Here is a 25,925-nt window from a genome sequence, read left to right on the forward strand (position 1 = left end):
AGCGCCGACGCGCCGCATCCATGCGGCGCCCCTTCGGGCTGTTTCCCTCGAAGCCTGCGCTACTCGGTGCGCCATAGGGGAGAAGGTCAACGCCGCTTCGAGTGACATCGGGGCAATGTTGATATTGGTTCCTTTATAGATCGCCGTGCCTAACCCGGTTCGGCCGGAGGGCCGGCCTCCACAGGGAAACCCAGAGGCCCCAATACCCAGTATCCCGTTCATGCTGATCGAAGGGGTTTGGACGTTTCCCCGTATGGCTCGCCGAGCACGGGGGGGTTGCGGGGAAAAAGCCCGTCAGGGGCGCCGCACGGATGCGGCGCGTCGATCGTCAGGCCACGGACGGCCTGTCGATCGACCCCCCGCAACGCCCCCGCGCGCAGGGCACCCCGAAGGGGCGAGACATCCGGGTGTCGTTTCTTTGGTTCCTTTCTTTGGACAAGCAAAGAAAGGAACTCGAGCCCCGCGCAGCGGGGTTCGAAACGCCTTTGATCTTGAATCTCGTTTGAACCAATTACCAAGGTCGGGTCGATACGCCCTCTGGAGTTGACCCCGTTTCGTGGACACCTGATCTTTTGGGTTAAGCCTAAAGGAAGGGCCGGACACCCGATCGGACAAACGTAATGGCGGCCACGGGCCGCCCTATGGGTCCCATTCACCCCGACCATCCCCGCCACGCCACCACCGGGAAAACAATCGCCGGACAAGAAATCCCAAGACCTTTCCATCCAAAAGAAAAGGGCCGCGAGGCCCTTTTCTTCACGCCACCGACTGATAGTAGAGATTCTGCGGATGCCGCGCCTGCGCGAAGAAGAACCAGCGCTCCGCCACAAGCCCCAGATACTGGATGACGAATGCGCTGGCGAGCACGGTGGACACGTCGCCGCGCATGAAGATGGCCGTGAGCAGCAGCACGGTGGGGATGAGGAACACGCCGACCAGGAAGATCCACTTCACCGACCTGACGAACATCTCCGACATGCCGTGGAAGAACTCCCGGGTGTTGAACGAACCGCCCATGAAGCCCTGCGACTTCTGCACGATGGTCGGGTGCTTGATGCCGGTGGCGGTCTGCAGCGTCGACTTGGCCTTGAGACGCGCGTTACGGATCAGCGAGGCGGTGCGGCTTAGGAAGCCCAGCACGGTGAAGATCACGGCGCCCACGGCCAGGAAGTGCACCAGCTCCACGGCCATGAAGGCGGCCTGGGCGGCGGCCAGGGTGAAGCCCGACGCCAGGCCCAGCAGGGTGTAGTTGGCCACGGTGAGGGGGGAGTGCCACTCCTGCAGGAAGCGCAGGCAGGCGTAGATCATGGCGGTGGTCACGTACAGCACCACGGCCACCAGTGCCCCGATGATGCCGAGCAGCAGGGTCAGCGGTACCGCCACGTTGCCGGGCAGCGAGAACAGCACGGGGTTGATGCCGATCAGGTGCACCACGCCGTAGAGGAACGCGATGCCCATCATGACAGGCAGCACGATCACCTCGCGGGACAACCAGGAGGTGCGCCACATGGCGGCTGCACGCCAGGCCCGCTCCGGGTGGCCCAGGTGGAAGAACGAGGCGAACAGCCCCAGGGCCAGCAGCGCCAGCGAGATGGCCGAACCCGCTGCATAGTAATGCGACGCATGCTCCGGCAGCAGGCGCAGGGCGGCGTAGAACTCGACGATGGCCAGGGCGATGAACAGCCCCTGTCCGGCGCCGATCAGGGTGGTGAGAAAGATCACTGAGAATGCGGGATGCATGATGCGTTCGTCCGTAGTGTCCGTTACCAGCTGGTGACGTCGTCGAGGGAGGGCTCGTCGCGGCCCGGGCGGGGCAGCTTGGAGTCGATCTTGAGCGGATTGTCGCTGCGCTCCAGTTCCTCGTCGCGGATGGTGATGCGGGTCTTGCGTCGGGGCAGGTAGTGATTGGCCGGCTTGGTGCCCCACTCGGGCATGAGCTGGTAGCCGCCCGCCTCGCGGATCGCCACGGAGACCACGGAGTCCGGATCATGGATGTCGCCGTAAAGCCGCGCGTTGGTGGGGCAGGCCTTCACGCAGGCCGGCAGGCGGTCCGCCTCATCCAGCGTCGGGTTGTAGATGCGGTCCACGCACAGGGTGCACTTGGTCATCTCCTTGCGGGACTCGTCGATCTCGCGCACGCCGTAGGGGCATGCCCAGGAGCAGTACTTGCAGCCGATGCACTTGTCGTAGTCCACCAGCACGATGCCGTCCTCGGGGCGCTTGTAGGAGGCGCCGGTGGGACACACCGGCACGCACGGCGGATCTTCGCAGTGCAGGCACGACTTCGGGAAGTGAACCGTCTCCGTGCTGGGGAACTCGCCGACCTCGAAGGTCTGCACCCGGTTGAAGAAGGTGCCGCTGGGATCTTCGTCGTAGGCATTCTTGTCCACCAGCGGACCGGCGCCGCCGGAGGTGTTCCACTCCTTGCAGCTGGTCACGCAGGCGTGGCAGCCCACGCACACGTTGAGATCGATCACTAGGGCGAGCTGAGTCATTTCCTGGATCCCCTGTTCGCGAAATACGCCACCACCCGCTGGGCCAGGGGCTGGCCGGGGTAGGGCTTCATGGGTTTGAACTGCGGCGCGCTCTCGGCGGGCTCGTTGTCGCCGGCCTTGTAGATGCGCACGCGCACGTCATACCAGCCGGCCTGACCGGTGACCGGGTCGGAATTCGAGACAGTGCCATGGTCGGTCGGCAACTCTTCGGTGATCACGTGGTTGAGCAGGAAGCCCTTGCGCGCCTCGTTGGCGCGGGGCGAGAGGTTCCACGCGCCCGCCGCCTTGCCGATGGCATTCCAGGTCCATACGGTACCCGGCTCCACCGCCTGGGAATGCTTGGCGATGCAGCGCACCTTGCCCCACTGACTCTCCACCCAGACCCAGTCCTCGTCCTGGATGCCTTGGGCCAGCGCCGTCTTCGCATTCACGAACAACACGTTGTGGGCGTGAATCTGACGCAGCCAGGCGTTCTGGGAATCCCAGGAGTGGTACATGGCCATGGGCCGCTGCGTGATCGCCGCCAGAGGATAGGTCTGCTTGGGGGTAATCTGAGCCTCCAGCGGCTCGTAGTAGAACGGCAGCGGATCGAAGTACGTCTCCACGCGCTCCCGCAGGTGCTCGGGCGGTTTGCGTGACAGGCCCTTGCCCTGGGCCGCGGCGCGAAAGCGCATCAGCACTTCGGAGTAGATGTGAATGAGGATGGGTTCCGCGTAGCGCGTGACGCGGTTCCTGAGCGACCACTCCAGGTAGCCCTTGTTCCAGTTGCGCATGTACTGGTAGCTCTTGGGCAGCTCGTAGTGGAACACGCATTCGTTCTTGGCGTACATCTCCCACTGGTTCGGGTTGGGCTCGCCGCGCATGGATTTCTCGCCGCCCTTGCCGCGCCAGCCGGCCAGGAAGCCGATGCCGGAGCCGGGCTCGGTCTCGTAGTTGACGATGAAGTCCGGGTAGTCGCGGTACTTGCGCTTGCCGTCCCCGGTGACGAATGCCGGCAGGCCCAGGCGCGTGCCCAGTTCGATGAGCACGTCCTGAAAGGGCTTGCACTCTCCCTTGGGCGGCACCACCGGGATGCGCACGGAGTCCACCGGACCGTCGAACTCGGAAATGGGACGGTCCAGCATGGACATCACGTCGTGGCGCTCGAGATACGTGGTGTCCGGCAGGATCAGGTCGGCGTACGCGGTCATCTCCGACTGGAAGGCGTCGGCCACGACGATGAACGGGATCTTGTACTCGCCGTTGTCGTCCTTGTCGTTGAGCATTTTGCGTACCTCGACCGTGTTCATGGTCGAGTTCCAGGCCATGTTGGCCATGAAGATCATCAGCGTGTCGATGGGGTAGGGATCGCCGCGCCAGGCGTTGGTGATGGCGTTGTGCATCAGCCCGTGCACCGAGAGCGGATACTCCCAGGAAAACGCCTTGTCGATGCGCACCGGCCCGCCGTTGTCGTCCACGAACAGATCGTCCGGGTCCGCGGGCCAGCCCAGCGGCATGCCGTCCAGCGGCGTGTTGGGCCGCACGGCACGCGGGTCGCTGGGCGGCCTTGCGCAGGGCGGAATCGGGCGCGGGAAGGGCGCCTTGTGGCGGAAGCCGCCCGGGCGGTCGATGGTGCCGAGCAGCGTCATCAGGATCGACAGCGCGCGGATGGTGTGAAAACCGTTGGAATGCGCAGCCAGCCCCCGCATGGCATGGAAGGAGACCGGGTTGCCGGTCACGGACTCGTGTTCGACACCCCAGGAATCGGTCCAGGCGATGGGCAGCTCGATCTTCTGGTCGCGGGCGGTGACGCCCATCTCATGGGCGAGGCGGCGGATGGTCTCGGCGGGGATGCCGGTGATGCCGGCGGCCCACTCGGGCGTGTAGCCCTCGACGCGTTCCTTGAGCAGCTGGAAGGCGGGCTTGGTGGGTGTGCCGTCGTCCAGCTTGAATTCGCCCAGCAGGTAGGGGTCGGTCTCCGGGGTATGGGTGACCACGACCCGGTTGGTCTTGCGGTCCCACCAGAGCTTGTTCTGGGGTTCGTAGCAGCCTTCCTCCTCGGGCACCTCGGTGCGATGAAACATGCCGAACTCGTCGCTCGCCTCGTCCATGTTGATGAGCTGGCCGGCATTGGTATAGCGCACCAGGAATTCGCGGTCGTACAGGCCCTGGGCGATGATCTCGTGGATGATGGCCAGCAGTAGCGCGCCGTCAGTCCCGGGACGGATGGGCACCCACTCGTCCGCGACAGCGGAATAGCCCGTGCGCACGGGGTTGATGGAGATGAAACGTCCGCCCTGGCGCTTGAACTGGGAGAGGGCCACCTTGAGCGGATTGGAGTGGTGGTCCTCGGCCGTGCCCAGCATGATGAACAGCCTGGAGCGCTCCAGGTCCGGACCGCCGAACTCCCAGAAGGAACCGCCGATGGTGTAGATCATGCCCGCCGCCATGTTCACGGAGCAGAAACCGCCGTGGGCTGCGTAATTGGGGGTGCCGTACTGCTTGGCGAACAGACCGGTCAGGGCCTGCATCTGGTCACGGCCGGTGAACAGGGCGAACTTCTTCGGATCGGTCTTGCGGATCTTGCCAAGACGTTCCGCCAGAGTGGAGAATGCCTCCTCCCACGAAACGGGCTCGAACTCAGCATCGCCGCGCTCGGCGCCTTCCTTGCGCTTGAGTGGCTGTGTCAGGCGGGCGGGCGAGTACTGCTTCATGATGCCCGAGGAACCCTTGGCGCAGATGACTCCCTTGTTGATGGGGTGATCCGGGTTGCCGTCGATGTAGCGGATCTCGCCATCGCGCAGGTGCACACGGATACCGCACCGGCACGCGCACATGTAGCAGGTGGTCTTCTTGATGTCCTGCGCCGGCTGTTTCGCCTCGGAAAGCGTCGGATCCGACGTGGGGCGGGGTTGTCTGGGCTGCATGTCGTGGTTAACCTATCGACTTTAGAGAATTCGGATATTCTTGTTTATTGATTTTCGTCAAAATACAGGCGTATTGGCAAGTCGGAAGTTTTTATCCCGCCATTAAATGGTGTGGAAAACCCCATGAAATCGGACGAAATGAGGCCAACCAGAGTGAAAGATAGCGGATACTCCACATGAAGATCTGTGTCGTCTCCGACAGCCATGATCGGGGCCCGATGCTGGCCAGGGCCATCGAGGCGGCCATCGCCGAGGGTGCTGCTCTGGTCATCCACTGCGGTGACCTGATCGGCGGCAATACGATCAGGGCATCGCTCGCCCTGGGCGTGCCCATTCACGCGGTGCATGGCAACAATCTGGGCGATCCGGTCGCCATGGCACGCATCGCCCACAACTCCAAGGGCATGTTCACCTATCACGGACTGGACGCCGACTTCACCGTGGCGGGGCGCAGGATCTTCGTGACCCACTACCCCCATTACGGCCACGGGATGGCCTGTACCGGAGACTTCGACCTGGTGTGTTGTGGCCACAGCCACGAACCCGAGATCCGGCAGCAGGTGACCGTACGCGACAGCCATACCTGGCTGGTCAATCCGGGCACAGTTGCAGGGCTGGGCGCCCCCGAGGCCACGTGGGTACTGGGTGACCTGGAAACCATGAAATTCGAGTTGCGTCACACGCCTGAGTAAGCGGAGACGCGGCCCGCAAGGATGGCCGGTTGAACACCCGCCATGATCGAGGATCGTATTCAGAATGACTGCCGAAACTTCCCGCAAACCCCTGCCGCCGTTCAAGGCCCCGGCGGGTCTGGGGTACGTTGAACCGGGCACCTACGAACGCGTGTCGGCCACGTCGCCGGCCATCCGGGTGATGACCAGCCTGCGCCAGGTGAGCGCGGGCGCAATCCGCCCGGACGCCACGCTCGCCGAGGCGACCCAGACCATGATCGCCCGGGGCGTGCGCCTGCTGCTGGTGGTGGACCGGGACAACCTGGTGGTGGGCCTGATCACGGCGCGCGACACTCAGGGCGAGCGCCCGGTCCGGCTTGTTCACGAACAGGGCGGGCGCTTCGAGGACCTGCAGGTGCGCGACGTCATGACCCCGCGCGAGGTCATTGATCTGATCGATATCCGGGACGTGATGCGTGCCGAGGTGCGTGACATCGTCGCCACGCTCAAGGATCAGGGCCGTCAGCATGCATTGGTGGCCGAGACCGACCCGATCACCGGCCAGATCCGCATCTGCGGCATCTTCTCCGCGACCCAGATCGGTCGTCAGCTGGGCCTGCCGGTACAGACCTTCGAGGTCGCCAAGACCTTCGCCGAGATCCAGGCGGTGCTTGCCAAGGAATACTGACAGTGAAAGGTCGCGCGCCCCGCCGGGCACATGGAGCCGGCAGTACGTTGCCTGTATGAGGGGGAGATGGTTCGGAGGGAGGCGGAACCTTATGAGGGGTGTGATGGCCCCTCACAAGGCGAAACGGCAGCCGGAGACTCAGGGACGCTTCGGCGTGGAGTACTCCGCCACCTTATGGAAGGATTCCCAGATCGTGTCGTAACCTACGAAGCCTTTTTCGTTGGGCTCCTTCTGCCGGGTCGTAACGAAACGGGCCTTGCCTTCAGGCACTTTGGGTCTGGTCTTGGCTTGTCCACTCATAAGTCACCTATGCTCCGAGGTCGTGATCGCCGCGGCGAGATTTTCGCAGCTGAAAACCATCACGGTGAAAACAGTCGATTGATGCGCGCAAAAGTATATCAGAAATCCGCCAACCGCCAGCAACCCTCGGAGCCACTGTAACTTTTTTTATGGGTAGATAAATTCGGCTCGTCCGTGCTGTCCGGGGGGCGTGGAGGCCCGGCGGGCGCCACGTCCCCGGGGTCGGACCGGTGTGGATTGTCCCGTGAATCCATGAAGCAAGCACGTTAAGATCAGCCGAAATCCTTACGCTCATCTGCAGACGGTACCGCATGCCACAATTCATATTCGTTTATCTCGGAGGGGAGTACCCTTCCGACCCGGCAGAGGCCCAGAGGCATCTGGAAAAGTATCAACAGTGGCTGATGTCCCTGGGTCAGGCCGTCGTCAGCCCGGCCGTGCCTTTCAAGGACACGCATACGGTCCAGCCCGATGGTTCTGCGGCCCCCGGGACGGTCTCGGCGATGTCCGGACTGAGTATTTTGAAGATGGGCTCCATGGAGGAAGCCCTTGCCGCCGCAAGAGCCTGTCCGTTCCTGGAGATCAACGGCACGCTGGAAGTCTCGGAAATGATCGAGCTTTCCGGCGGCTCGCAGGATGGCGGCAGTGGGGCGGTGAACTAGCCGTCAATGTCGTGTCTCTCAGAGCCTCCCAAAAGCGCCAAGGTAAGGCCAGGATCCTTCCAGCGGCATGAAGTTCGCTTGTTACGCCGACTGGAATCAGTTGCCTGAGAGTGCCGAGGTCCTGCACTCTCGGGCGGCCTGCGACAGTATCTTCTTCTCGCGCACCTGGTTCGACAACCTGCTAAGACACGCTCCCGTCGATCCTCAGCGCCTTCTGCTCGCCTGTGTAGTGGAGGACGGGCAGATTCTGGCGCTGCTGCCCCTCGAGATGCGCAGCGGCCAGCACGGGTACGCACTCACCCACCTGTACTCCTCTCTGTACACGCTGCTGCTTGCCGAGCACAGGCAACGGGAGGCCATTGAGTGTCTGGCCAGGGGCCTGAGCGGGATGCCCTTCGCCTCGCTTCGCCTGGCGCCGATCGCGGGCGATGACGAGCACCTGCGTTGTTTTCAGCAGGCCATGGAGTCCCTGGGTATCACCTGCCAGCGGGCGTTCCGTTTCCACAACTGGATTCACCGCACCCGGGGGCAGACATTCGATGAATATATGGCGGCGCGCCCGGCCCGGGTGCGCAACAGTCTTGCACGCAAGGAACGCAAGCTCGACCGCGACCATGGCTACACGATTCGTCTCGCTACCGGTAGTGGTCTGCAGAGGGCTATGGCAGACTACCACGCTGTCTATCGCCGGAGCTGGAAGGCCAACGAGCTTTATGGCGACTTTATCGAAGGTCTGGCCCGTGGTCTGTCCGAACAGGGCTGGCTGAGGCTCGCCATCCTCTATGTCGAGGGCAGGCCCATCGCCGCACAGTTCTGGTTTGTGGCGCATGGCAAGGCCGGTATTTTCAAGCTGGTCCATGACGAGGACTGGAAACGCTATTCCCCCGGTTCGATCCTGACCCGGTGGCTGATGAGGCATGTCATCGATCATGACAGGGTCACCGAAATTGACTTCCTGACGGGCAACGACGCCTACAAGCAGGACTGGATGTCCGAGCGCAGGGAGCGATGGGCGCTATACTGCATCAACAGGCGAGAACCTAGGCGCGGAGTCAGTCGCATGGCACAGTGGCTGCTCGGCTCGAAATGACATCGAAACTCAAGAAAACCTCAGGAAAATCGAAGTGCGACTCAAGACCGATGCCGATCAGTTCGATCAACTCCAGCAGCTCTTCATCCGCGAAATCATCGAGCAGATACGACTCAAACTCGTCCAGGCGGGACTCCGCGGAAAGGAGTTGCAGGACCTCACCACCCACATTGCCTTCAGTGTTGCAAGCACGATTGACGATACGGCGAGGATCGAATCGGGTGGGGTGCAGGTCCGACCCTGCCTGACCTTTGTGACCGAGGACGATCAGCTTGTTCACGGCGGAGAAAACTCCTATACACATGAATATGTCGCGGATGTCGTGGGCGAGATTTTCAGCAACGGGGCCGCTGATTAGCCCGCCCATCCCGCTGCGACAGGATACCGGCGGGAACAGTCTGTGATGCCGGGATATGCGGGTCAGCCGTCATGAAGCTCAAACAAACGCATCTGTTCAAGGGGTCTCGGGAATTCGAGATCATCGACGACCACGTCAGGGTCCGCAGCAAGGCGCCATTCAAGCATGCCGTGGAACTCACGGTCATGCTGACCGTCCTGAACCCGGAGCCCGTGATCACCCGCTCCTGCCTGAATTTCATCAGCCGGGTGAATGGCGACGTGCTGCTTTCGCTCTACCTGGGAAAACCCGATAGCGAGGCGTTCAATGCCTTCGTCAGTACGCTGAAGCGCAGGGCCCTGGACGAATATCAGGCCTTCGCGGGGATCAGGTCTGCCGGGCAGCCCGCAGGGCTCGAGGCGAACGTATACGAGGAGCCGCCGGATTTTGATGACGCCGTGGACGACGGACCGGCGAAGTTCAGGGATGACCTCGATGTCGAAAGGATTGATGAGGCCATTCAGATGCTGAGAACCTATCTGGCTGTCGATGATATCCAGCCGTTCCTGACAGCGATGGAAGCGCTGAGAGAAGAGCCCGGGAGTGCAGCCCTTCAGTTGCAGGTGGTCAACGCGTTCAACGACCTGGGTTTCAGGCAGGGCGCTGTCCTGACCTACGCGCCCTATGTAGGCGCCCTGTTGTCGGATCGGCCAGGCGGGGCACCGTATTGACGGCGTGACAGGGTCATGCAGCCTGGGAAGACGGTTGCCTAATGGCTGCTGTTTCCGATGGGGGAGATGCGATCCGGGTCGATATCCGGCCCGTCAACGACCTTGGTGCCTGCCTCGATCTCTTCCGGGGTTGCATCCCTTACGGCCAGAATCTTGAGCCGGAATAACAGGTCCCTGCCGCAGAGCGGGTTGTTGCCATCGACGGTCAGGGTCTTGTCATCCACGCGCGTCACGATGAATTCCTTTCTCTCACCCTTGTCGTTCTCCATCAGGATGATGGTGCCCACCTCGCGATACTCTTCAGGGACATTCCCGATGCTGTCGGTAAACACCAGGCTTTCGTCGCGCGCCCCGTAAATCGCATTGCCGTCGATGGGGACTTCGATCACGTCGCCTGCGGAGCGGCCCTCCAGCTCGTCCGTCACCTGCTTTGCCAGCACCCGGTCGGCGCCGTGCACGTAACTCAACGGGAATTCCACGGTTGACAGGACCTGCCCGGTCTTCTCGTCGAGCACCTCGTAGGTTAGCTCGACCAGCTTGTTGTCTTGTATGGTTTCGCTCATGTTCGCCTAGAAAACCGATGCCGCGAAGATCTTGACTTCGCCTCGTTCGTAGCCGACGACCATGCGTCCCAGCCACTCGCCCTCCCTCTTGGTGCTGCGTACCCTGAACAGGCAGCTGACGTGCTCACCACGACGGATGAAGCCAAGAAAGTCGTAGTCCGTTGAAAGACTGCGGGTGAGTTCGCTCTTGGCGAACTGTTTTCCAAGCTCGACTTCGTTGAGCCCCAGCAGCAGGTCATAGGAAAAGTTGCGAATGAACTTTCCGTAGTTTCCCTTGTTGGAGTACTTGATCAATTCATCCCACATCGGGAGCACGATCTGCAGGAGCTCCTCGTCGGATTTCTCAATAATGTTCATGGAATGTTCTCTGGAATGAACCTTCGGTTGGCTAAAAGCTTGCTCACTTCAGGTTGCCGGGTCAATACGACATTGCGTGGCAAAAAAAAGACCAACATGGTGTTGGTCTTTTTTAATTGAGTCACACAGGGAGGCGTAACCAACGCCTCCCTGGTGCCGAACGTTACTGCTCGTCCTTGTCCACAATGTGGTAGCAAGGCGCTTTTTCCATGGTGTACTCGCCGGTCGCCGGGTCGCGACGGGAAACTGTCAGCACGTGCCAGTTCTCGTCATCCAGCTTCAGGGCGTCACCCCGGTAGTAATACCCGGGCCAGCGCGTCTCCTTGCGGAACAGGGTGTGGTGGAACACCGACTCGGCGGTACGATGGCGGTGCTTCAACTCCCAGGCGCGCAGCAGCTCGTGGATGTTCTCCGCGGCGAGCTTTTCCAGATCCTCTTCCAGGATCTTCATCTTCTTCAGCCCGATGCTGAGCAGCTTGTCGTTGGTCATGTAGTTGACCGTCACGCCGCCGCAGTACTCGTCCATCAGCTTCTGCAGTCGATCAAGACCCTGGCGGGGGTTGATGTAGTTGGGGTTGACGCTGCCGGCAACGATCTCGTTTCGGTAGACCTTGTAGTGTTCCAGCGGCTTGTAGATCTCGGCCTTGCGGCGGTCGATCTGCTCCTGGGAGACACGAATGCCCTCGGCCTTGCCGTCGTCGATGTACTTGCAGGCGGCCTTGGCAGCCAGACGTCCTTCGGTGAAGGAACCGGAGGAGAAGGCATGGGGCGTCCCGCCCACGGCATCGCCGGCACCGAACAGACCCTCGACAGTGGTCATGCGGTTGTAGCCCCAGAAGTACTCGGGAGGAGAGATGTCCTCCGGGCCGGAGCACCAGGCGCCGCAGCCGGTGGCATGAGAACCCATGACGTAGGGCTCGGAGGTGGTCAGCTCCGGGTTCTCATACTTCGGGTTCACGTCGGTGGCCGCCCACAGCACGGCCTGGCCAACGGTCATGCCCAGGAAGTTGTGCCAGCCGATCTCCTCGAGGTGCGGATCCTGGAAGGCTTCCATGGTGACCATGTGGATCGGGCCGCGACCCGCGTTCACCTCATTGATGAGCGCGTGGTTGCGCAGACAGGTCGGGATCGGGCGATGGGTCCTGTGCGAGACCTCGGGATCCAGATACTCCTTGCCGACCATCTTCTGCAGATCGGGGAACCACTTGGACTCGTACTCTTCGCCATAGGCGTTCTGCGTGTAGGTCTTGAGGTGCAGGAAGTAGGCGCCCACCGGACCGTACCCGTCTTTGAAGCGGGCGAGCACGATGCGGTTTTCCATCTGGGTCATCTTCGCACCGGCCTCGATCATCAGGCCGTAGGCAGAGCCAGAAGACCACGGCGCGTACCACACACGACCGGCACCTTCACCCACCGAGCGTGGCTTGAAGATGTTGGAGGCACCGCCCGCGGCCACGATCACGGCCTTGGACTTGAACACGTGGTAATCACCGGTGCGCACGTTGAAGCCGACGGCGCCGGCCACGCGGTTCTCCTTGGAGTCATCCATCAGCAGGTGGGTGACACAGACACGGTTGTAGACCTTGTCAGCCGACTTCTTGGCCGCTTCGGCCACGATCGGCTTGTAGGACTCACCGTGAATCATGATCTGCCAGCGGCCTTCACGCTGATAGGTGCCCGTCTTGGGGTTGCGCATCAGCGGCAGGCCCCACTCTTCGAACTGGTGAACAGCCGAGTCCACGTGACGCGCCATATCGAACAGCAGGTCCTCGCGGACCATGCCCATCAGGTCGATGCGGGCGTAACGGACGTGGTCCTCGGGATTGTTCTCACCGAAGCGGGTGCCCATGTAGCAGTTGATCGCATAGAGGCCCTGTGCCACTGCGCCGGAACGATCGATGTTGGCCTTTTCGGCGATCACGATCTTCTTGTCCTGGCCCCAGTAACGGGCTTCCCAGGCGGCACCCGTACCACCCAGGCCCGCACCGCAGACCAGGATGTCGATGTTGTCTTCTACGATTGTTTTGTATGCCATTAGTAGTACACCCCTGCTTTCATGCTCAGGCCATTGGATTCCAGCGTATGGATGCCGCCGTCATCCATACGGATGTATTTGGGCTCATTGAAGAGCAGCTGGCTGTCCCGCATTTCCTTGCTGGGCGCCGGCACATCGGCCAGTTTGGGAATCTCCTGGCCCCAGGGCTTGGTCGTGATGGGGGCGAGCAGATTCAGGTCTGTCTCGCCATTGCGCGACTTGATGCGCCATGCGATGACACCCTTTTCCTCGTCACGGATAACCCGAACCGAGTGACCCAGCGGCGCGAAATCCGCATAGCCGCGCACATCAATCGCGTGGTGGGGGCAGGCCTTGACGCAGGAGTAGCACTCCCAGCACATGTTGGGCTCGATGTTGTAGGCACGGCGCATGGTCGGGTCGATATGCATGATGTCCGAAGGGCAGATATCAACACAGGCTCCGCAGCCGTCACAACGCGTCATATATACGAAAGTTGGCATTGTTGGTCCTCTCTATAAATGTTGTTCAACGGCAACCACTTAGTAGTGGCGTGGCGGTTCACGGGTGATGCCAGCCCCCATGTTGGGCGGGTTGGTGCCCATGTATTCGGGAATGTCGGGATAGCGTGCCTGCAGGGCGGGATCCGTCAGATCACCCACGTCGGGCAGATTCTCCTGGGAGCCGTCGGCCTCGGTGATCTTCTTCTGGTAGGCAGCTGCGGGCTTGAAGAACATGTGGGCAAACTTGGACCACAACACGGTTCCGAACAGGGTGGTGCTGCCGCCGACAAACAATCCGAAGAACAGCCAGCCGATGGTGGTGCCCTGGAAGATGGACCACAGCAGCCCGAACGTCGCCATCGCCAGCAGGGACAGGATGAACAGATCGGCGCGTACCACGCGGTACCAGGGGTTGCCCTCGGCTGAGACATCCACGCGGATAAAGAACCAGAACCAGTAGCCGCCGACGGCCAGGCTCAGTGCACCCAGGTGCCACAACAACGGCCAGATGCCGGCGGAAGCCTCGGTGGGGTGCGAAAAAATCAGGACGGCCGTGGCCAATACGAAGACGATGAATCCGTACATGGTGAGAAGGTGCGAGATTCGACGCTGTTCCTCACCCTTGTGGGAGAACTCGGAAGAGGTCAGCACTTCACCGACGACCGTCTGAACGGCAAGCCCGACCTTCTGGCCGCTGCTCACGGTACGCCGTGCGTTCTTCTCCGCCTTCTTCGAATTCTCGAAAAAGTACTTGGCGCTTCTCTTGTGAACGACATCGAGGATCGTTCCGCCAATGACCAGCAGAATCATCAGCACGACGTATGTCTGCATGGCCGCCGGCGGAATGAATCCGGAAAGCTCACTGAACGGGTTGGTCATAATCATCATCTACTCTCCTAATCCTATCCCGGGTTTCTCATGAAATGAGGCGGATCTCGTTTAACACTCTTACATTCCCTGAGGCACGCCGATAACGCCTGAAGCGAAACCCGGCGGCCAACGTCCGTTAGCGGGCGGAATGCCCGGACAGCTTCACCTCCACCTTCTCGGTGAGGTTGTCGTAGTACTCGCGCAGGACGGCCAGCACCTCCGGGCGGGAGAACTCCGCCGGAACGTCGCCTCCCTCGGACAGGGCCTTGCGCAGCTTGGTGCCCGACAGGAGCAGGCGGTCTTCCGGCTCGTGGGGGCAGGTACGCGCAGAAGCCATGCCGCCGCACTTGTAGCACCAGAAGGTCCAGTCGATCTTCAGGGCCTGGGTCTCCAGGGCACCCTTGGGGATCTCGTCGAAAATGTGGTGCGCATCGAACGGGCCGTAGTAATCGCCCACTCCTGCGTGGTCGCGGCCCACGATCAGGTGGGAGCAGCCGTAGTTCTGGCGGAACACCGCGTGCAGCAGCGCCTCGCGGGGACCCGCGTAGCGCATGTCCAGGGGATAACCGGCCTGCACGATGGTGTTCTTGACGAAGTAGTTGTCCACCAGGGTGTTGATGGCCTTGGCGCGTACGTCAGCCGGGATGTCGCCGGGCTTGAGGTTGCCGAGCAGGGAGTGGATCAGCACGCCGTCGCAGGTCTCGATGGCCACCTTGGCCAGGTACTCATGGGAACGGTGCATGGGGTTGCGGGTCTGGAACGCGGCCACCTTGCTCCAGCCCATGGATTCGAACAGCGCGCGGGTCTCCTTGGGCGACATGAACAGCTCGCCGTACTTCTCCGGGAACCCGCCCTGGGAGAGCACCTTGACCGGGCCGGCCAGGTTGACTTCGCCCTGTTCCATCACCATCTTCACGCCCGGGTGTTCCATATCGGTGGTCTTGAACACCGTGGCGCACTCGTGGGCCTTGTCGATCTGGTACTTCTCGGTGACGGTCATGGTGGCGAGGATCTCGCCGTTGTCGGGGTCCACGAGCGCGATGTCGCTGCCCGTCTTGATCCCGTCGGCGGTGCCCTCGTCGGTGGAAAGCGTGATGGGGATGGGCCAGAACAGGCCGCTGGCGGTTTTCATGCCGTCGCAGACACCTTCCCAGTCGGCGTGACTCATGAAGCCGTCGAGGGGCGTAAAGCCGCCCAGACCCAGCATGATGATGTCTCCCTTCTCACGGGAGGAGACAGTCACCCGGGGCAGCGACTCGGCACGCTTCTGTTCCTTGGTCAGTGCCTCGCCTTCCAGTAACAGCGGTTTCAACGGTCCGCCGCCGTGTGGATTCACCAGAGCCATAAGTATTTTTCCTCTTTTGAGATGAGAATCTCTTGAAAGACCAGAAATTATGTGAGGTTCCGGCCACAGCCTTGCGACACTAGCACTACCGGCGCCGGGCTAGGAATCGTAATTTTCGATGTTTCAATAAGCTGAACTGATCAATGCATATCCCAATTGGGAGGGGCGTGCCGGGTCGCCACGTATGCAAGTGATTGATCTTCAGCCCTTGTTGGGATTTCCCCGGTGCGTGGATTCTCGTTGACCGGGGCCAGCCGTCGACTATCCTGACTTGTACGACCCTCGGGAATGCGCCACGATCATCGCGCCGTGCCCAGCGTGGCACGAGCACAACCTAGAACCATAGCCCATCAGCCGTGAAGTCGCCAGACCCTGACGCGGCCACGCACCTTAGACCATCCCCGTCTCTGGCGCCAGGAGCCCACGCGGTTTTGATGACGAGACTCAAGTTATAGCTGTTGGTTAATCCACAGGAGGTTTAGGAAATGCGTTTGATACTTCTGGGCGCCCCCGGCGCCGGCAAGGGCACGCAGGCCCAGTACATCACGGAGAAGTTCGGTATCCCCCAGATCTCCACCGGTGACATGCTGCGCGCTGCGGTGAAAGCAGGCACCCCGCTGGGTGTCGAGGCCAAGAAGGTGATGGATGCCGGCGGCCTGGTCTCCGACGAGATCATCCTCGGGCTGATCCGTGAGCGGCTGCTCAAGCCCGACTGCGCCAACGGCTACCTGTTCGACGGGTTCCCACGCACCATTCCGCAGGCGGAGGCCTTGCGGGGGCAGAGCATTCCGCTGGACTTCGTTGTCGAGGTGGATGTCCCCGATGAGGAGATCATCAAGCGCATGAGCGGCCGGCGGGTGCACCCGGCCTCCGGGCGCACTTATCACGTGACCTTCAACCCGCCCAAGGTGGAAGGCAAGGACGATGTCACGGGCGAAGACCTCATCCAGCGCGACGACGACAACGAGGAAACCGTGCGAAAGCGCCTGTCCGTCTACCACGACCAGACGAAGCCGCTGGTGAAGTTCTACTCCGAGTGGGCCGCCACCGGGGACGAGGCGGCACCCAAGTGCGTGAAGGTGGAGGGCATCGGCTCGGTGGAGGAGATCCGGGACCGTATCTTCGCGGCCCTGGAAGGGAAGTGAGGGGATAGTCGGTAGGCGTGAGGGGTGAGGCGACAGGGGCTCGTTCAGTCTCTACACCTGCCGCCTCTCACCTCACACCTTACTCCCCCGTCCCCAGGCACCCAACGAGAAGGGCCGGCAATAGCCGGCCCTTCACACTTCCCACTTCCAACCTCTCCCTTCCTACTTCTTCAACACCTTCGGCACCATGTTCTGGCGCAGCCGGAAGGCGTCGGGCATACCCGAGCCCAGCAGCGGGCGCAGGTAGAGGCGGAAGGCATCGGTGACGTCGGTGCCCGAGTCGGAGATGAACTCGTCGGGCATCACCTTGGTCTTGCCCGCCACGGCCTCCAGCGGCGCCAGGCGGTAGTCCGAGGAGTAGAAGCCGGTGCGCTCGATGACCACGGAGCCGTCGGAATCGCCCCACATGGCGAACTGCACCGCCTTCTCGCCCACCTCCCGGGCCTCGCGCTGGTCCACGTCGGAGACGCAGCCCACGAAGGAGCGCTGCAGGTAGCCGAAGGTGTCGCCGCGCACACGCTTGTATCCCAGCTTGCTCTTGATCTCGTCGCACAGCATGTCGGCCAGCTGCCCGGTGCCGGAGAGCTGCACGTTGCCGTGCGCGTCCTTCTCCACTTCCTTGGCGAGCTTGACCGCGATCGGGGTGCCTTCGGCGTCGTGGATGCCCTCGCTCACGGCGATCACGCAGCGCCCGTAACGCTCCATGGTGGCCTTGACGTCCGCCAGGAACTTCTCCGTATCGAACACCCGCTCGGGCAGGTAGATCAGGTGCGGGCCGTCATCGGGGAACTTCTTGCCCAGCGCGGAGGCGGCGGTCAGGAAGCCCGCGTGACGGCCCATGACGACCCCGATGTACACGCCCGGCAGCGCCCAGTTGTCCAGGTTCGCCCCCATGAAGGCCTGGGCCACGAAGCGGGCAGCCGAGGGGAAACCCGGGGTGTGGTCGTTCTCCACCAGATCGTTGTCGATGGTCTTAGGGATGTGGATGCTGCGCAGGTCGTAATTGGCCTTGCGGGCCTCCTCGCTGACGATGCGCACGGTATCCGAGGAGTCGTTGCCCCCGATGTAGAAGAAGTAGCCGATCTCGTGGGCCTTGAGGACCTTGAAGATCTCCTGGCAGTACTTGAGATCCGGCTTGTCGCGCGTGGAGCCCAGCGCGGACGACGGCGTTTCGGCGACCAGCTCCAGGTTGTGGCTGGTCTCCCGGGTGAGATCCAGGAACTCCTCGTCCACGATGCCACGCACGCCGTGAAAGGCGCCGTACACCAGGTGTACGTCCCGAAACTTCCGGGACTCCAGGACCGCACCCACCATGGACTGGTTGATGACGGCGGTGGGGCCACCCCCCTGGGCGACTAGAACCTTCTTGGCCATTCCTTGCTCCTCCTTCAACTTTGAGATTGGGGTCGTCAAATACCCTTGGGACCCGTGTGTCTGAATTCAGGCTCCGCGGGACTATACGTCATCGACCGGGGAGGGGGTAGGCCGTGAAAAATCTATGGGGTCATCCAGCGAATTTGGGTTTTCGGTGCAGTGCAGCAAGTGAAAAGGCAGTGGCAAGTGGCAAGTCTCAAGTGGCAAGGGAAACCACCCCGGCCCTCCCCCTCAGGACCAATCCGCCGGGAGCGCATTTGAACAGCCGACAGGCTGGCCCGATGGGTGGAGGGCAGGACGCCCAAAGTTTGAGCATCAGGGTGACGTTGGTTTCCCTTGCCACTTGAGACTTGCCACTTGCCACTGCTTTTCAACCGCTGCGCCTGCGCCGCGGAGGGCCGCCGCGCCGTGAGGGGTCGCCACGGCCCCCGCGCGCCCGACCGCCCGGCGGCTGTCGCACTTCCCGTTTGGCCGGCGGGGCGGGATCGACCAGCAGGGAACGGTCGATGGCCTCGGAGTCGATCTTGAAGCCGATGTATTGCTCGATCTCGGGCAGGGTGAAGGCGGAGGCCTCGCAGGCGAAGCTGATGGCGTCGCCCTCGGCGCCGGCGCGGCCGGTGCGCCCGATGCGGTGCACGTAATCCTCGCCCGACTGGGGCAGGTCGAAGTTGAATACATGAGACACATCGGGGATGTGCAGGCCGCGGGCCGCCACGTCGGTGGCCACCAGCACGTCGAACTCGTTGTCCTCGAACTGCTTGAGCAGCCGCTGGCGCTTCTGCTGAGGCACGTCACCAGAAAGCACCCGGGCCTTGATGCCGTTGCCGCGGAGCCAGGCGTCGAGCTTGTCCGCCATGTGCTTGGTGTTGACGAACACCATGGAGCGGCTCGGGCCGAGGCGCTTCAAGAGGCCCAGCAGCAGGGGGATCTTCTCCGGGTTGGCCGGATAGTAGATCACCTGGCGCACCCGCTCGGCGGTCACCTGTTCGTCCTCGGTCTGAACCTTCTCCGGGTCGTTCATGTGCTCGAAGGCCAACTCCATCACCCGGTGCGACAGGGTGGCCGAGAACAGCATGGACTGGCGTTCCGCGGGCGGGGTCATGCGCCGCAGCAGGAAGCGGATGTCCTTGATGAAGCCCAGGTCGAACATGCGGTCCGCCTCGTCCAGGACCATCACCTCGACATGCTTCATGTCAAACACCTTTTGTTTGAAGTAGTCGATAATGCGTCCTGGCGTGCCGATCAGGATGTCCACGCCGTCGGCCAGCTGCTGGCGCTGCTTGTCGTAGTCCGTGCCGCCGTAGGCCAGGCCGAGCTTGAGCCCGGTGTGCTTGCCGAGCAGCACGGCATCCTTGTGGATCTGAATGGCCAGCTCCCGGGTGGGCGCGAGAATCAGGGCGCGGATCTGGTTGGGGCGGCGCTGGGGGTCCGGCGGGTGACGCAGGAGGCGGTTGAAGGTGGCGATCAGGAACGCCGCCGTCTTGCCGGTGCCGGTCTGGGCCTGGCCGGCCACGTCGCGGCCCGCCAGCGCAATGGGCAGCGCCAGTGCCTGGATGTGGGTACAGCGGGTGAAGCCGGCTTCCTCGATGCCCTGTCGTACGGGCTCGGGCAGATCAAACTTGCTGAAGGTGGTGTCCGATAGATGTGTGTCCGTCATGTGGTTCAGGGCTCTGGGGTGGGCTTGAAATGGTGGGCGGAATGGGCTCCAATTGGCCCAATATCCGCCGTGACCGGCCGGTCCTTGAATATCCGGCCCGGGGCCGCTCGGATTGCACGCCCCGCATCTATTCTAACCGGAGGTCAACCGTTGTGAGTGAAAACATCCATCATGTGACTGATGCCAGTTTCGAGGACGAGGTGCTCAAGGCCGAGCAGCCGGTGCTGGTGGACTACTGGGCTGAGTGGTGCGGTCCGTGCAAGATGATTGCCCCGATCCTGGACGAGATCGCCAGCGAGTACGGCGACAAGCTCAAGGTGGCCAAGCTTAACATCGACGAGAACCCGGGCACGCCCCCCAAGTACGGCATCCGCGGCATTCCCACCCTCATGTTGTTCAAGGGCGGCAACGTGGAGGCCACCAAGGTGGGCGCCCTGTCCAAGTCCCAGCTGACCGCCTTCCTTGACCAGAATATCTGACCGTTTGGGCGCCGGTCCGGGCAGTTGGTCGCCCCCGGCTGGACGTTCCCGCCCCGAAGTGCTAACGTACACGAGATAACGATGATCAGACCTCGGCCGTCGTTCTGGCGACCGATGCTTTCCCAAACCGAGTTTCCAGCTTTATCCGGCTGTCCCCAGGGCACGTCCCGTACGCCTGTAACCCTCCCTGTCCGCCATCCGACGTCCAGACACGCATGAACCTGACCGAACTGAAGCGCAAATCCGCATCCGAACTCATTGAACTCGCCCAATCGATGAAAATCGAGGGCATGGCACGGTCCCGCAAGCAGGACATCATCTTTGCCATGCTCAAGGCCCATGCCAAGAACGGAGAGGACATCTTCGGGGACGGCGTGCTGGAGATCCTGCAGGACGGCTTCGGCTTCCTGCGCTCGGCGGACAGTTCCTACCTGGCTGGGCCCGACGACATCTACGTCTCGCCCTCGCAGATCCGGCGGTTCAGCCTGCGCACCGGCGACACCATCGCCGGCAAGATCCGGCCGCCCAAGGAGGGGGAACGGTACTTTGCGCTCCTCAAGGTGGACCAGATCAACTTCGAGGCGCCGGAGAACGCCAAGAACAAGGTCCTGTTCGAGAACCTGACCCCCCTGCATGCCAGCGAGCGCATGCGCATGGAACGGGGTAACGGCAGCACCGAGGATATCACGGCCCGGGTGATCGACATCGTCGCCCCCTTCGGCATGGGGCAGCGCGGCCTGATCGTTTCCCCACCCAAGGCCGGCAAGACCCTGATGCTGCAGAACATCGCCCAGAGCATCACCACCAACTATCCCGACTGCTACTTGATCGTACTGCTCATCGACGAGCGCCCCGAGGAAGTGACCGAGATGGCACGCATGGTGCAGGGGGAGGTGGTCTCGTCCACCTTCGATGAGCCCGCCAGCCGGCATGTTCAGGTGGCGGAGATGGTCATCGAGAAGGCCAAGCGCCTGGTGGAGCACAAGCGTGACGTGGTGATCCTTCTGGACTCCATCACGCGCCTGGCGCGCGCCTACAACACCGTGGTGCCGTCCTCTGGCAAGGTGCTCACCGGCGGCGTGGACGCCAACGCCCTGCACCGGCCCAAGCGCTTCTTCGGGGCGGCCCGCAACATCGAGGAGGGGGGCAGCCTGACCATCCTCGCCACCGCCCTGGTGGATACCGGCTCCAAGATGGACGAGGTGATCTACGAGGAATTCAAGGGCACCGGCAACATGGAGATCCACCTGGACCGCCGCATCGCCGAGAAACGTACCTACCCCGCCATCAACATCAACCGCTCCGGCACCCGCCGCGAAGAACTCCTCACCGACCCGGACGAACTCCAGAAACTCTGGATCCTGCGCAAGTTCCTCCACTCCATGGACGAACTGGAGGCCATCGAGTTCCTGCTCAGCCGTCTGCAGTCCACCAAGGTGAACAGCGAGTTCTTCGATATGATGAAGCGGAGCTAGGAAGGCGCCAGAGTCAAGATACAAGAGACAAGAGGCAAGTTGTAGAACACGAAAGGCCGGTTTTCACCGGCCTTTCGTGTTTCTGATCATGATCTGCGGGACGTGGAGAGCTCCGGGTTTTCTTGCCTCTTGTCTCTTGAATCTTGCCTCTGGCGCCGACAGGCGCCTTATATCCAGCATTCGGGCACTACGCCCCAGACCTCTTCCGCGTATTGCTGCACCGTCCGGTCGATGGAGAAATACCCCATGCGGGCGGTGTTGAGCATGGCGCGGCGCGTCCAGTCCTCGCGGTCCGTATAGAGGGCATCCACCTGTTCCTGGGCCTGGACGTAGGCTGCAAAGTCCGCCAGCACCAGGAAGGCGTCGTTGTTCAGCAGATCGTCGACCAGGTCGCCATAGCGCGCGGGATCATCCGGCGTGAAGAAGCCGGAGCCGATCATGTTCAGCACCTCCTTCAGTTCCGCGTTCTCCTGGTAGCACTCGCGAGGGCGGTATCCCCGGGCCCGGGTCTCGGCCACTTCCTCGGCCGTGAGTCCGAAGATGAACATGTTCTCTTCCCCGACGGCATCGCGGATCTCCACGTTGGCCCCGTCCAGGGTGCCGATGGTGAGCGCGCCGTTCAGGGCGAGTTTCATGTTGCCCGTCCCGGAGGCCTCCATGCCCGCGGTGGAAATCTGCTCGGAGAGGTCAGCGGCCGGGATGATCACGGTGGCGGCGCTTACGTCATAGTTGGGGAAGAACACCACCTTCAGCCGATCGTTGACCATGGGGTCGTGATTGATCAAGTCCGCCACGTCGTTGATCAGTCGTATGACCTGTTTCGCCCGTACGTAGGATGGCGCCGCCTTGCCGCCGAACAGCACCACCCGTTTGGTCTGATCACCGGCCTCACCTCGCCGGATGCGGTTGTAAAAGGCGATCACGTGCAGGATGTTGAGCAGCTGGCGCTTGTACTCGTGGATGCGTTTCACCTGCACGTCGAACATGGCATTCGGATCGATGCGAATGCCCGTGCGCTCCAGCACCAGATCCGCCAGGCGGCGCTTGTTGGCCTCCTTGACGGCCCTGAATTCCTCGCGGCACTTCGGGTCGTCGGCGAACGACTCCAGCGCCCGGAGCTGCGACAGGTCCATGACCCAGTCCCGCCCGATGTGTTCACTGATCAGCGCACACAGGGCAGGGTTGGCCTGGTGCAGCCAGAGCCGGGGGGTGATGCCGTTGGTGATGCTCACGAACCGTTCCGGCCACAGGCGATAGAAATCGTGGAAGAGCGTGCTTTCCAGAAGCTTCGTGTGCAGCGCCGCCACACCGTTGATCTTGTGGCTGCCCACCACGGCCAGATGCGCCATGCGCACCTGGCGGCCGTGCTCCTCGTCGATGATGGACAGGCGCTTTATGACCTCCGTGTCGCCGGGAAAGGTATGGCGCACCTCGTTGAGGAAGTGGAAGTTGATGTCGTAGATGATCTGCATGTGCCGCGGCAGCACGCGCTCCATCACCTCCACAGGCCAGGTCTCCAGCGCCTCGGGCAGCAGCGTGTGATTGGTGTAGCCGAACACGGCCTTGGTGATTTCCCAGGCACTCATCCAGGGCAGCTGGTATTTGTCCAGCAGCAGGCGCATCAGCTCGGCCACCGCGATGGCCGGGTGGGTGTCGTTCAATTGCAATGCGACCTTGTCGGGCAGTTCCGTGATCCGGTAACCCATTTCCTCATGGTGGTCGAGGACGTCCTGGATGGATGCGGAGACGAAGAAGTACTCCTGCTTGAGCCGCAGTTCCCGGCCGATGGCGGTGGCGTCGTTGGGGTAGAGCACCATGGAGATGGTCTCTGACTCGGCCTTTTTCTGGATGGCCCCGATGTAGTCGCCTTCGTTGAAGTAGTTCAGGTCGAAGTCGCGCGTGGACTTGGCGGCCCAGAGGCGCAGATTATTGACGTTTTTGTTGCCATAGCCCGGGGTGGGGTGGTCGTAGGCCATGGCGATGACCTCTTCGCAGTCCTGCCAGTGGTGACGCAGGTTGCCGTTGTCGCGGTGCGTCACCACGCGGCCGTAGAAACGCACGCGGTAGATCTTCTCCGGCCGCGGAAACTCCCAGTTATTGCCGTAGCGCAGCCAGTTGTCCGGGTGCTCGATCTGCTGTCCGTTCTCGATCTGCTGCTGGAACATGCCGTACTCGTAACGGATGCCATAGCCGTAGCCCGGCATGCACTGGCTGGCCATGGAGTCCAGAATGCAGGCGGCCAGACGCCCCAGGCCGCCGTTGCCCAGCGCCGCATCGGGTTCCAGTTCCGCGATCCCCAGCAGGTCCACCCCCATCTCCGAGAGCGCTTCCCGGCAGGCCTCGTAGAAGCCCAGGTTCAGGAGGCTGTTGATCAGCATCCGCCCGATCAGGTACTCCATGGACAGGTAGTAGACGCGCTTGACGTGCTCCCTGTTGAACAGGCGCTGTGTGAACATGCGCCGTTCGATGAGGCGTTCGCGAATGGCGTATGACACCGCTTCAAGCCAGTCTCGGGGCGTGGCCTCCAGCGGGTCCTTGCCTGCCTGATGGATCAGGGCGTCGCGAATGGACTTCTTCAGCCCCTCCTTGTCGCAGGGGCGGGGGTGGTGTTCCAGTTCGTGCAATATGTCAGCAATAGCCATAAGTTTTTACCGCGATCGGCAGAAGGTGGGCTGCTCTACATCGCCCAAATATGATGCAAGACGAGTGCCAGACTGTGGGTATTCCCGGTCATGCCCGGCCCTGTTCCCGGGCCACGGCCCGGTAGCCGATGTCGCGTCGACAGTATACGCCCTCCCAATGAATCTTATCCGACAGGGCGTAGGCCCGCTCCCGGGCCTGCGCGACCGTGCCACCCAGTCCCACCACGCAGAGCACACGCCCGCCCGCGGTGCGCAGGGCGCCGTCCCGGTGAACGGTGCCCGCGTGAAAGACCTTGGCATCAGGAGGGTCCTGTGTCGGCAACCCATCGATCACGTCGCCCTTGCGATAGCTGCCCGGATAACCCCCTGCAGCCAGAACCACGCCCAGTGCCGCCCGCGGATCCCATTCGGCCTCGACCCTGTCCAGGCGCCCCTCCAGAGCTGCCTCGAGCAGGTCCACCAGGTCGGAGCGCAGACGCATCAGGATGGGCTGGGTCTCCGGGTCGCCAAAGCGGCAGTTGAATTCCAGCACCTTAGGGGTGCCGTCGGCGCTGATCATCACACCGGCATAGAGAAATCCGGTATAGGGGCGCCCCTCGGCCGCCATGCCGCGCACGGTGGGCTCCATGACCTCGCGCATGATGCGCGCGTGGATCTCCGGCGTGACCACCGGCGCCGGGGAGTAGGCTCCCATGCCGCCGGTGTTGGGCCCCTTGTCGCCCTCGTCGCGGGCCTTGTGATCCTGTGAGCTGGCCATCGGAAGGATGTGCTCCCCGTCCACCATGCAGATGAAGCTGGCCTCTTCGCCGGTGAGCCATTCCTCGATCACGACCCGGTGCCCGGCCTCGCCGAAGGCATTGCCGGCGAGCATGTCGCGTGCGGCGGCCTCGGCCTGCTCGACGCTCTGCGCGAGGATCACGCCCTTGCCGGCGGCCAGACCGTCCGCCTTGACCACGATGGGAGCGCCCCGCTCGCGGATATAGGCCAGGGCCTCGTCCAGGTCGGTGAAGTTGGCGTAGGCGGCGGTGGGGATGTCGTGGCGCGCCAGGAAGTCCTTGCTGAAGGCCTTGGAGCCCTCGAGCTGGGCGGCGGCCGCCGTGGGTCCGAAGATGGCCAGTCCGGCTTCGCGAAACGCATCCACCACGCCGGCCACCAGCGGCGCCTCAGGGCCCACCACGGTCAGGTCCACGCCCTGTGTCTGTGCAAAATGCACGAGCGCCGGCAGGTCGGCGATGTCCACGTCCACGTTCGCGCAGCGGGGCTCCAGCGCCGTCCCCGCGTTGCCCGGGGCCACGTACACCGTCTCCACCCGCGGCGACTGCGTCAGCTTCCAGGCCAGCGCATGCTCGCGCCCACCTCCACCAATCACCAATACCTTCACCGCTGTGCCTCTCTACGGGTTGCGTTCATGAACATGGGAGTTTGACGCAGAGGGCGCAGAGACGCGGAGAACGCAGAGAGATTGGAACGGGAGGCATCTAGTTGCCTGTTTCATTCCGCATTTCTCTGCGCCCTCCGCGTCTCTGCGCCCTCTGCGTTGATCGCCGCAGTACGCTCAGTGCCGGAAATGACGCATCCCCGTGAACACCATGGCGATGCCGTGTTCGTCGGCTGCGGCGAT

Annotated in this window: 22 protein-coding genes; 8 read left to right on the forward strand and 14 right to left on the reverse strand. The window is 62.5% G+C overall.

The window, feature by feature from the left end; translation table 11 throughout:
* Positions 1-756: 756 nt before the first annotated feature.
* From B1C78_RS12600 to B1C78_RS12610, 3 genes are read right to left on the reverse strand one after another with little or no spacing between them, the layout of a single operon-like run.
* Complete coding sequence (locus B1C78_RS12600; RefSeq protein ID WP_077279524.1) at positions 757-1,740, reverse strand: dimethyl sulfoxide reductase anchor subunit family protein; 984 nt, start codon at positions 1,738-1,740, stop codon at positions 757-759.
* A 23-nt stretch (positions 1,741-1,763) separates the two neighbouring features.
* Positions 1,764-2,495, reverse strand: a complete 732-nt coding sequence (locus B1C78_RS12605; RefSeq protein ID WP_077279525.1) for a 4Fe-4S dicluster domain-containing protein — start codon at positions 2,493-2,495, stop codon at positions 1,764-1,766.
* Positions 2,492-5,401, reverse strand: a complete 2,910-nt coding sequence (locus B1C78_RS12610; protein WP_077279526.1) for a molybdopterin oxidoreductase family protein — start codon at positions 5,399-5,401, stop codon at positions 2,492-2,494. Before B1C78_RS12610 ends, B1C78_RS12605 begins: the two co-directional genes overlap by 4 nt.
* Before the next feature lie 176 nt (positions 5,402-5,577).
* Between B1C78_RS12610 and B1C78_RS12615 the strand changes: the two genes are divergently transcribed.
* The 4 genes from B1C78_RS12615 to B1C78_RS12630 all read left to right on the forward strand — a co-directional run bounded on the left by B1C78_RS12615 (position 5,578) and on the right by B1C78_RS12630 (position 8,812).
* On the forward strand, positions 5,578-6,093 hold the full coding sequence (locus B1C78_RS12615) for a metallophosphoesterase family protein (protein WP_077279527.1): 516 nt from the start codon (positions 5,578-5,580) through the stop codon (positions 6,091-6,093).
* 64 nt (positions 6,094-6,157) lie between these two features.
* A complete protein-coding gene (locus B1C78_RS12620; RefSeq protein WP_077279528.1) occupies positions 6,158-6,760 on the forward strand; it encodes a CBS domain-containing protein in 603 nt (200 codons plus the stop codon).
* A gap of 704 nt (positions 6,761-7,464) precedes the next feature.
* The gene (locus B1C78_RS12625) at positions 7,465-7,722 is read left to right on the forward strand and encodes a YciI family protein (protein WP_245795422.1); all 258 of its coding nucleotides are present in this window, start codon (positions 7,465-7,467) and stop codon (positions 7,720-7,722) included.
* A 67-nt stretch (positions 7,723-7,789) separates the two neighbouring features.
* Positions 7,790-8,812 carry a GNAT family N-acetyltransferase gene (locus B1C78_RS12630; protein WP_077279530.1) on the forward strand — a complete coding sequence of 341 codons (1,023 nt, stop codon included), beginning with the start codon at positions 7,790-7,792 and terminating at the stop codon, positions 8,810-8,812.
* Here B1C78_RS12630 and B1C78_RS17660 read toward each other — a convergent pair.
* A complete protein-coding gene (locus tag B1C78_RS17660) occupies positions 8,775-9,092 on the reverse strand; it encodes a hypothetical protein (protein WP_175628303.1) in 318 nt (105 codons plus the stop codon). The genes B1C78_RS12630 and B1C78_RS17660 overlap by 38 nt on opposite strands.
* A gap of 149 nt (positions 9,093-9,241) precedes the next feature.
* Between B1C78_RS17660 and B1C78_RS12640 the strand changes: the two genes are divergently transcribed.
* A complete protein-coding gene (locus tag B1C78_RS12640; RefSeq protein WP_077279532.1) occupies positions 9,242-9,880 on the forward strand; it encodes a hypothetical protein in 639 nt (212 codons plus the stop codon).
* A 38-nt stretch (positions 9,881-9,918) separates the two neighbouring features.
* On the opposite strand, the gene B1C78_RS12645 is transcribed toward B1C78_RS12640, so the two are convergent.
* From B1C78_RS12645 to sat, 6 genes are all read right to left on the reverse strand, one after another.
* A complete protein-coding gene (locus B1C78_RS12645; RefSeq protein WP_077279533.1) occupies positions 9,919-10,443 on the reverse strand; it encodes an FKBP-type peptidyl-prolyl cis-trans isomerase in 525 nt (174 codons plus the stop codon).
* A gap of 6 nt (positions 10,444-10,449) precedes the next feature.
* The gene (locus B1C78_RS12650) at positions 10,450-10,800 is read right to left on the reverse strand and encodes a hypothetical protein (protein ID WP_077279534.1); all 351 of its coding nucleotides are present in this window, start codon (positions 10,798-10,800) and stop codon (positions 10,450-10,452) included.
* A 163-nt stretch (positions 10,801-10,963) separates the two neighbouring features.
* The gene (gene aprA / locus B1C78_RS12655) at positions 10,964-12,835 is read right to left on the reverse strand and encodes an adenylyl-sulfate reductase subunit alpha (protein WP_077279535.1); all 1,872 of its coding nucleotides are present in this window, start codon (positions 12,833-12,835) and stop codon (positions 10,964-10,966) included.
* Positions 12,835-13,317: an adenylyl-sulfate reductase subunit beta gene (gene aprB / locus B1C78_RS12660; protein WP_077279536.1), complete on the reverse strand. Its 483-nt coding sequence runs from the start codon at positions 13,315-13,317 to the stop codon at positions 12,835-12,837. Before aprB ends, aprA begins: the two co-directional genes overlap by 1 nt.
* 39 nt (positions 13,318-13,356) lie before the next feature.
* Positions 13,357-14,148, reverse strand: a complete 792-nt coding sequence (locus B1C78_RS12665) for an adenylyl-sulfate reductase (RefSeq protein WP_077279546.1) — start codon at positions 14,146-14,148, stop codon at positions 13,357-13,359.
* A gap of 175 nt (positions 14,149-14,323) precedes the next feature.
* Positions 14,324-15,532, reverse strand: a complete 1,209-nt coding sequence (gene sat / locus B1C78_RS12670; RefSeq protein WP_077279537.1) for a sulfate adenylyltransferase — start codon at positions 15,530-15,532, stop codon at positions 14,324-14,326.
* Between the two features lie 485 nt (positions 15,533-16,017).
* Here sat and adk point away from each other — a divergent pair, with 485 nt between their 5' ends.
* On the forward strand, positions 16,018-16,677 hold the full coding sequence (gene adk / locus B1C78_RS12675) for an adenylate kinase (protein WP_077279538.1): 660 nt from the start codon (positions 16,018-16,020) through the stop codon (positions 16,675-16,677).
* Positions 16,678-16,839: 162 nt separating this feature from the next.
* Here the strand turns inward: adk and B1C78_RS12680 are convergent, their stop codons facing one another.
* Together B1C78_RS12680 and rhlB are read right to left on the reverse strand one after the other, a co-directional pair.
* Complete coding sequence (locus B1C78_RS12680) at positions 16,840-18,051, reverse strand: 6-phosphofructokinase (RefSeq protein ID WP_077279539.1); 1,212 nt, start codon at positions 18,049-18,051, stop codon at positions 16,840-16,842.
* 370 nt (positions 18,052-18,421) lie between these two features.
* Entirely contained in the window at positions 18,422-19,708 is a 1,287-nt protein-coding gene (gene rhlB / locus B1C78_RS12685; protein ID WP_077279540.1) for an ATP-dependent RNA helicase RhlB, read from the reverse strand.
* 152 nt (positions 19,709-19,860) lie between these two features.
* On the opposite strand from rhlB, the gene trxA reads away from it, so the two are divergent.
* A complete protein-coding gene (gene trxA, locus B1C78_RS12690) occupies positions 19,861-20,187 on the forward strand; it encodes a thioredoxin TrxA (protein WP_077279541.1) in 327 nt (108 codons plus the stop codon).
* Between the two features lie 215 nt (positions 20,188-20,402).
* Entirely contained in the window at positions 20,403-21,662 is a 1,260-nt protein-coding gene (gene rho / locus B1C78_RS12695; protein WP_077279542.1) for a transcription termination factor Rho, read from the forward strand.
* 167 nt (positions 21,663-21,829) lie between these two features.
* Here the strand turns inward: rho and B1C78_RS12700 are convergent, their stop codons facing one another.
* Together B1C78_RS12700 and purD are read right to left on the reverse strand one after the other, a co-directional pair.
* A complete protein-coding gene (locus tag B1C78_RS12700; protein ID WP_077279543.1) occupies positions 21,830-24,304 on the reverse strand; it encodes a glycogen/starch/alpha-glucan phosphorylase in 2,475 nt (824 codons plus the stop codon).
* An 88-nt stretch (positions 24,305-24,392) separates the two neighbouring features.
* The gene (gene purD / locus B1C78_RS12705) at positions 24,393-25,685 is read right to left on the reverse strand and encodes a phosphoribosylamine--glycine ligase (RefSeq protein ID WP_077279544.1); all 1,293 of its coding nucleotides are present in this window, start codon (positions 25,683-25,685) and stop codon (positions 24,393-24,395) included.
* Between the last annotated feature and the right edge of the window lie 240 nt (positions 25,686-25,925).

This window comes from Thioalkalivibrio denitrificans (assembly GCF_002000365.1).
Classification (GTDB): Bacteria; Pseudomonadota; Gammaproteobacteria; order Ectothiorhodospirales; family Ectothiorhodospiraceae; genus Thioalkalivibrio_A; species Thioalkalivibrio_A denitrificans.

What these genes read in the sequence shown, in the direction of transcription:
- B1C78_RS12600 (WP_077279524.1), bottom strand. Translation starts at nt 1,740, where the DNA reads ATGCATCCCGCATTCTCAGTGATCTTTCTCACCACCCTGATCGGCGCC.
- B1C78_RS12605 (WP_077279525.1), bottom strand. Translation starts at nt 2,495, where the DNA reads ATGACTCAGCTCGCCCTAGTGATCGATCTCAACGTGTGCGTGGGCTGC.
- B1C78_RS12610 (WP_077279526.1), bottom strand. Translation starts at nt 5,401, where the DNA reads ATGCAGCCCAGACAACCCCGCCCCACGTCGGATCCGACGCTTTCCGAG.
- B1C78_RS12615 (WP_077279527.1), top strand. Translation starts at nt 5,578, where the DNA reads ATGAAGATCTGTGTCGTCTCCGACAGCCATGATCGGGGCCCGATGCTG.
- B1C78_RS12620 (WP_077279528.1), top strand. Translation starts at nt 6,158, where the DNA reads ATGACTGCCGAAACTTCCCGCAAACCCCTGCCGCCGTTCAAGGCCCCG.
- B1C78_RS12625 (WP_245795422.1), top strand. Translation starts at nt 7,465, where the DNA reads ATGTCCCTGGGTCAGGCCGTCGTCAGCCCGGCCGTGCCTTTCAAGGAC.
- B1C78_RS12630 (WP_077279530.1), top strand. Translation starts at nt 7,790, where the DNA reads ATGAAGTTCGCTTGTTACGCCGACTGGAATCAGTTGCCTGAGAGTGCC.
- B1C78_RS12640 (WP_077279532.1), top strand. Translation starts at nt 9,242, where the DNA reads ATGAAGCTCAAACAAACGCATCTGTTCAAGGGGTCTCGGGAATTCGAG.
- B1C78_RS12645 (WP_077279533.1), bottom strand. Translation starts at nt 10,443, where the DNA reads ATGAGCGAAACCATACAAGACAACAAGCTGGTCGAGCTAACCTACGAG.
- B1C78_RS12650 (WP_077279534.1), bottom strand. Translation starts at nt 10,800, where the DNA reads ATGAACATTATTGAGAAATCCGACGAGGAGCTCCTGCAGATCGTGCTC.
- aprA (WP_077279535.1), bottom strand. Translation starts at nt 12,835, where the DNA reads ATGGCATACAAAACAATCGTAGAAGACAACATCGACATCCTGGTCTGC.
- aprB (WP_077279536.1), bottom strand. Translation starts at nt 13,317, where the DNA reads ATGCCAACTTTCGTATATATGACGCGTTGTGACGGCTGCGGAGCCTGT.
- B1C78_RS12665 (WP_077279546.1), bottom strand. Translation starts at nt 14,148, where the DNA reads ATGCAGACATACGTCGTGCTGATGATTCTGCTGGTCATTGGCGGAACG.
- sat (WP_077279537.1), bottom strand. Translation starts at nt 15,532, where the DNA reads ATGGCTCTGGTGAATCCACACGGCGGCGGACCGTTGAAACCGCTGTTA.
- adk (WP_077279538.1), top strand. Translation starts at nt 16,018, where the DNA reads ATGCGTTTGATACTTCTGGGCGCCCCCGGCGCCGGCAAGGGCACGCAG.
- B1C78_RS12680 (WP_077279539.1), bottom strand. Translation starts at nt 18,051, where the DNA reads ATGGCCAAGAAGGTTCTAGTCGCCCAGGGGGGTGGCCCCACCGCCGTC.
- rhlB (WP_077279540.1), bottom strand. Translation starts at nt 19,708, where the DNA reads ATGACGGACACACATCTATCGGACACCACCTTCAGCAAGTTTGATCTG.
- rho (WP_077279542.1), top strand. Translation starts at nt 20,403, where the DNA reads ATGAACCTGACCGAACTGAAGCGCAAATCCGCATCCGAACTCATTGAA.
- B1C78_RS12700 (WP_077279543.1), bottom strand. Translation starts at nt 24,304, where the DNA reads ATGGCTATTGCTGACATATTGCACGAACTGGAACACCACCCCCGCCCC.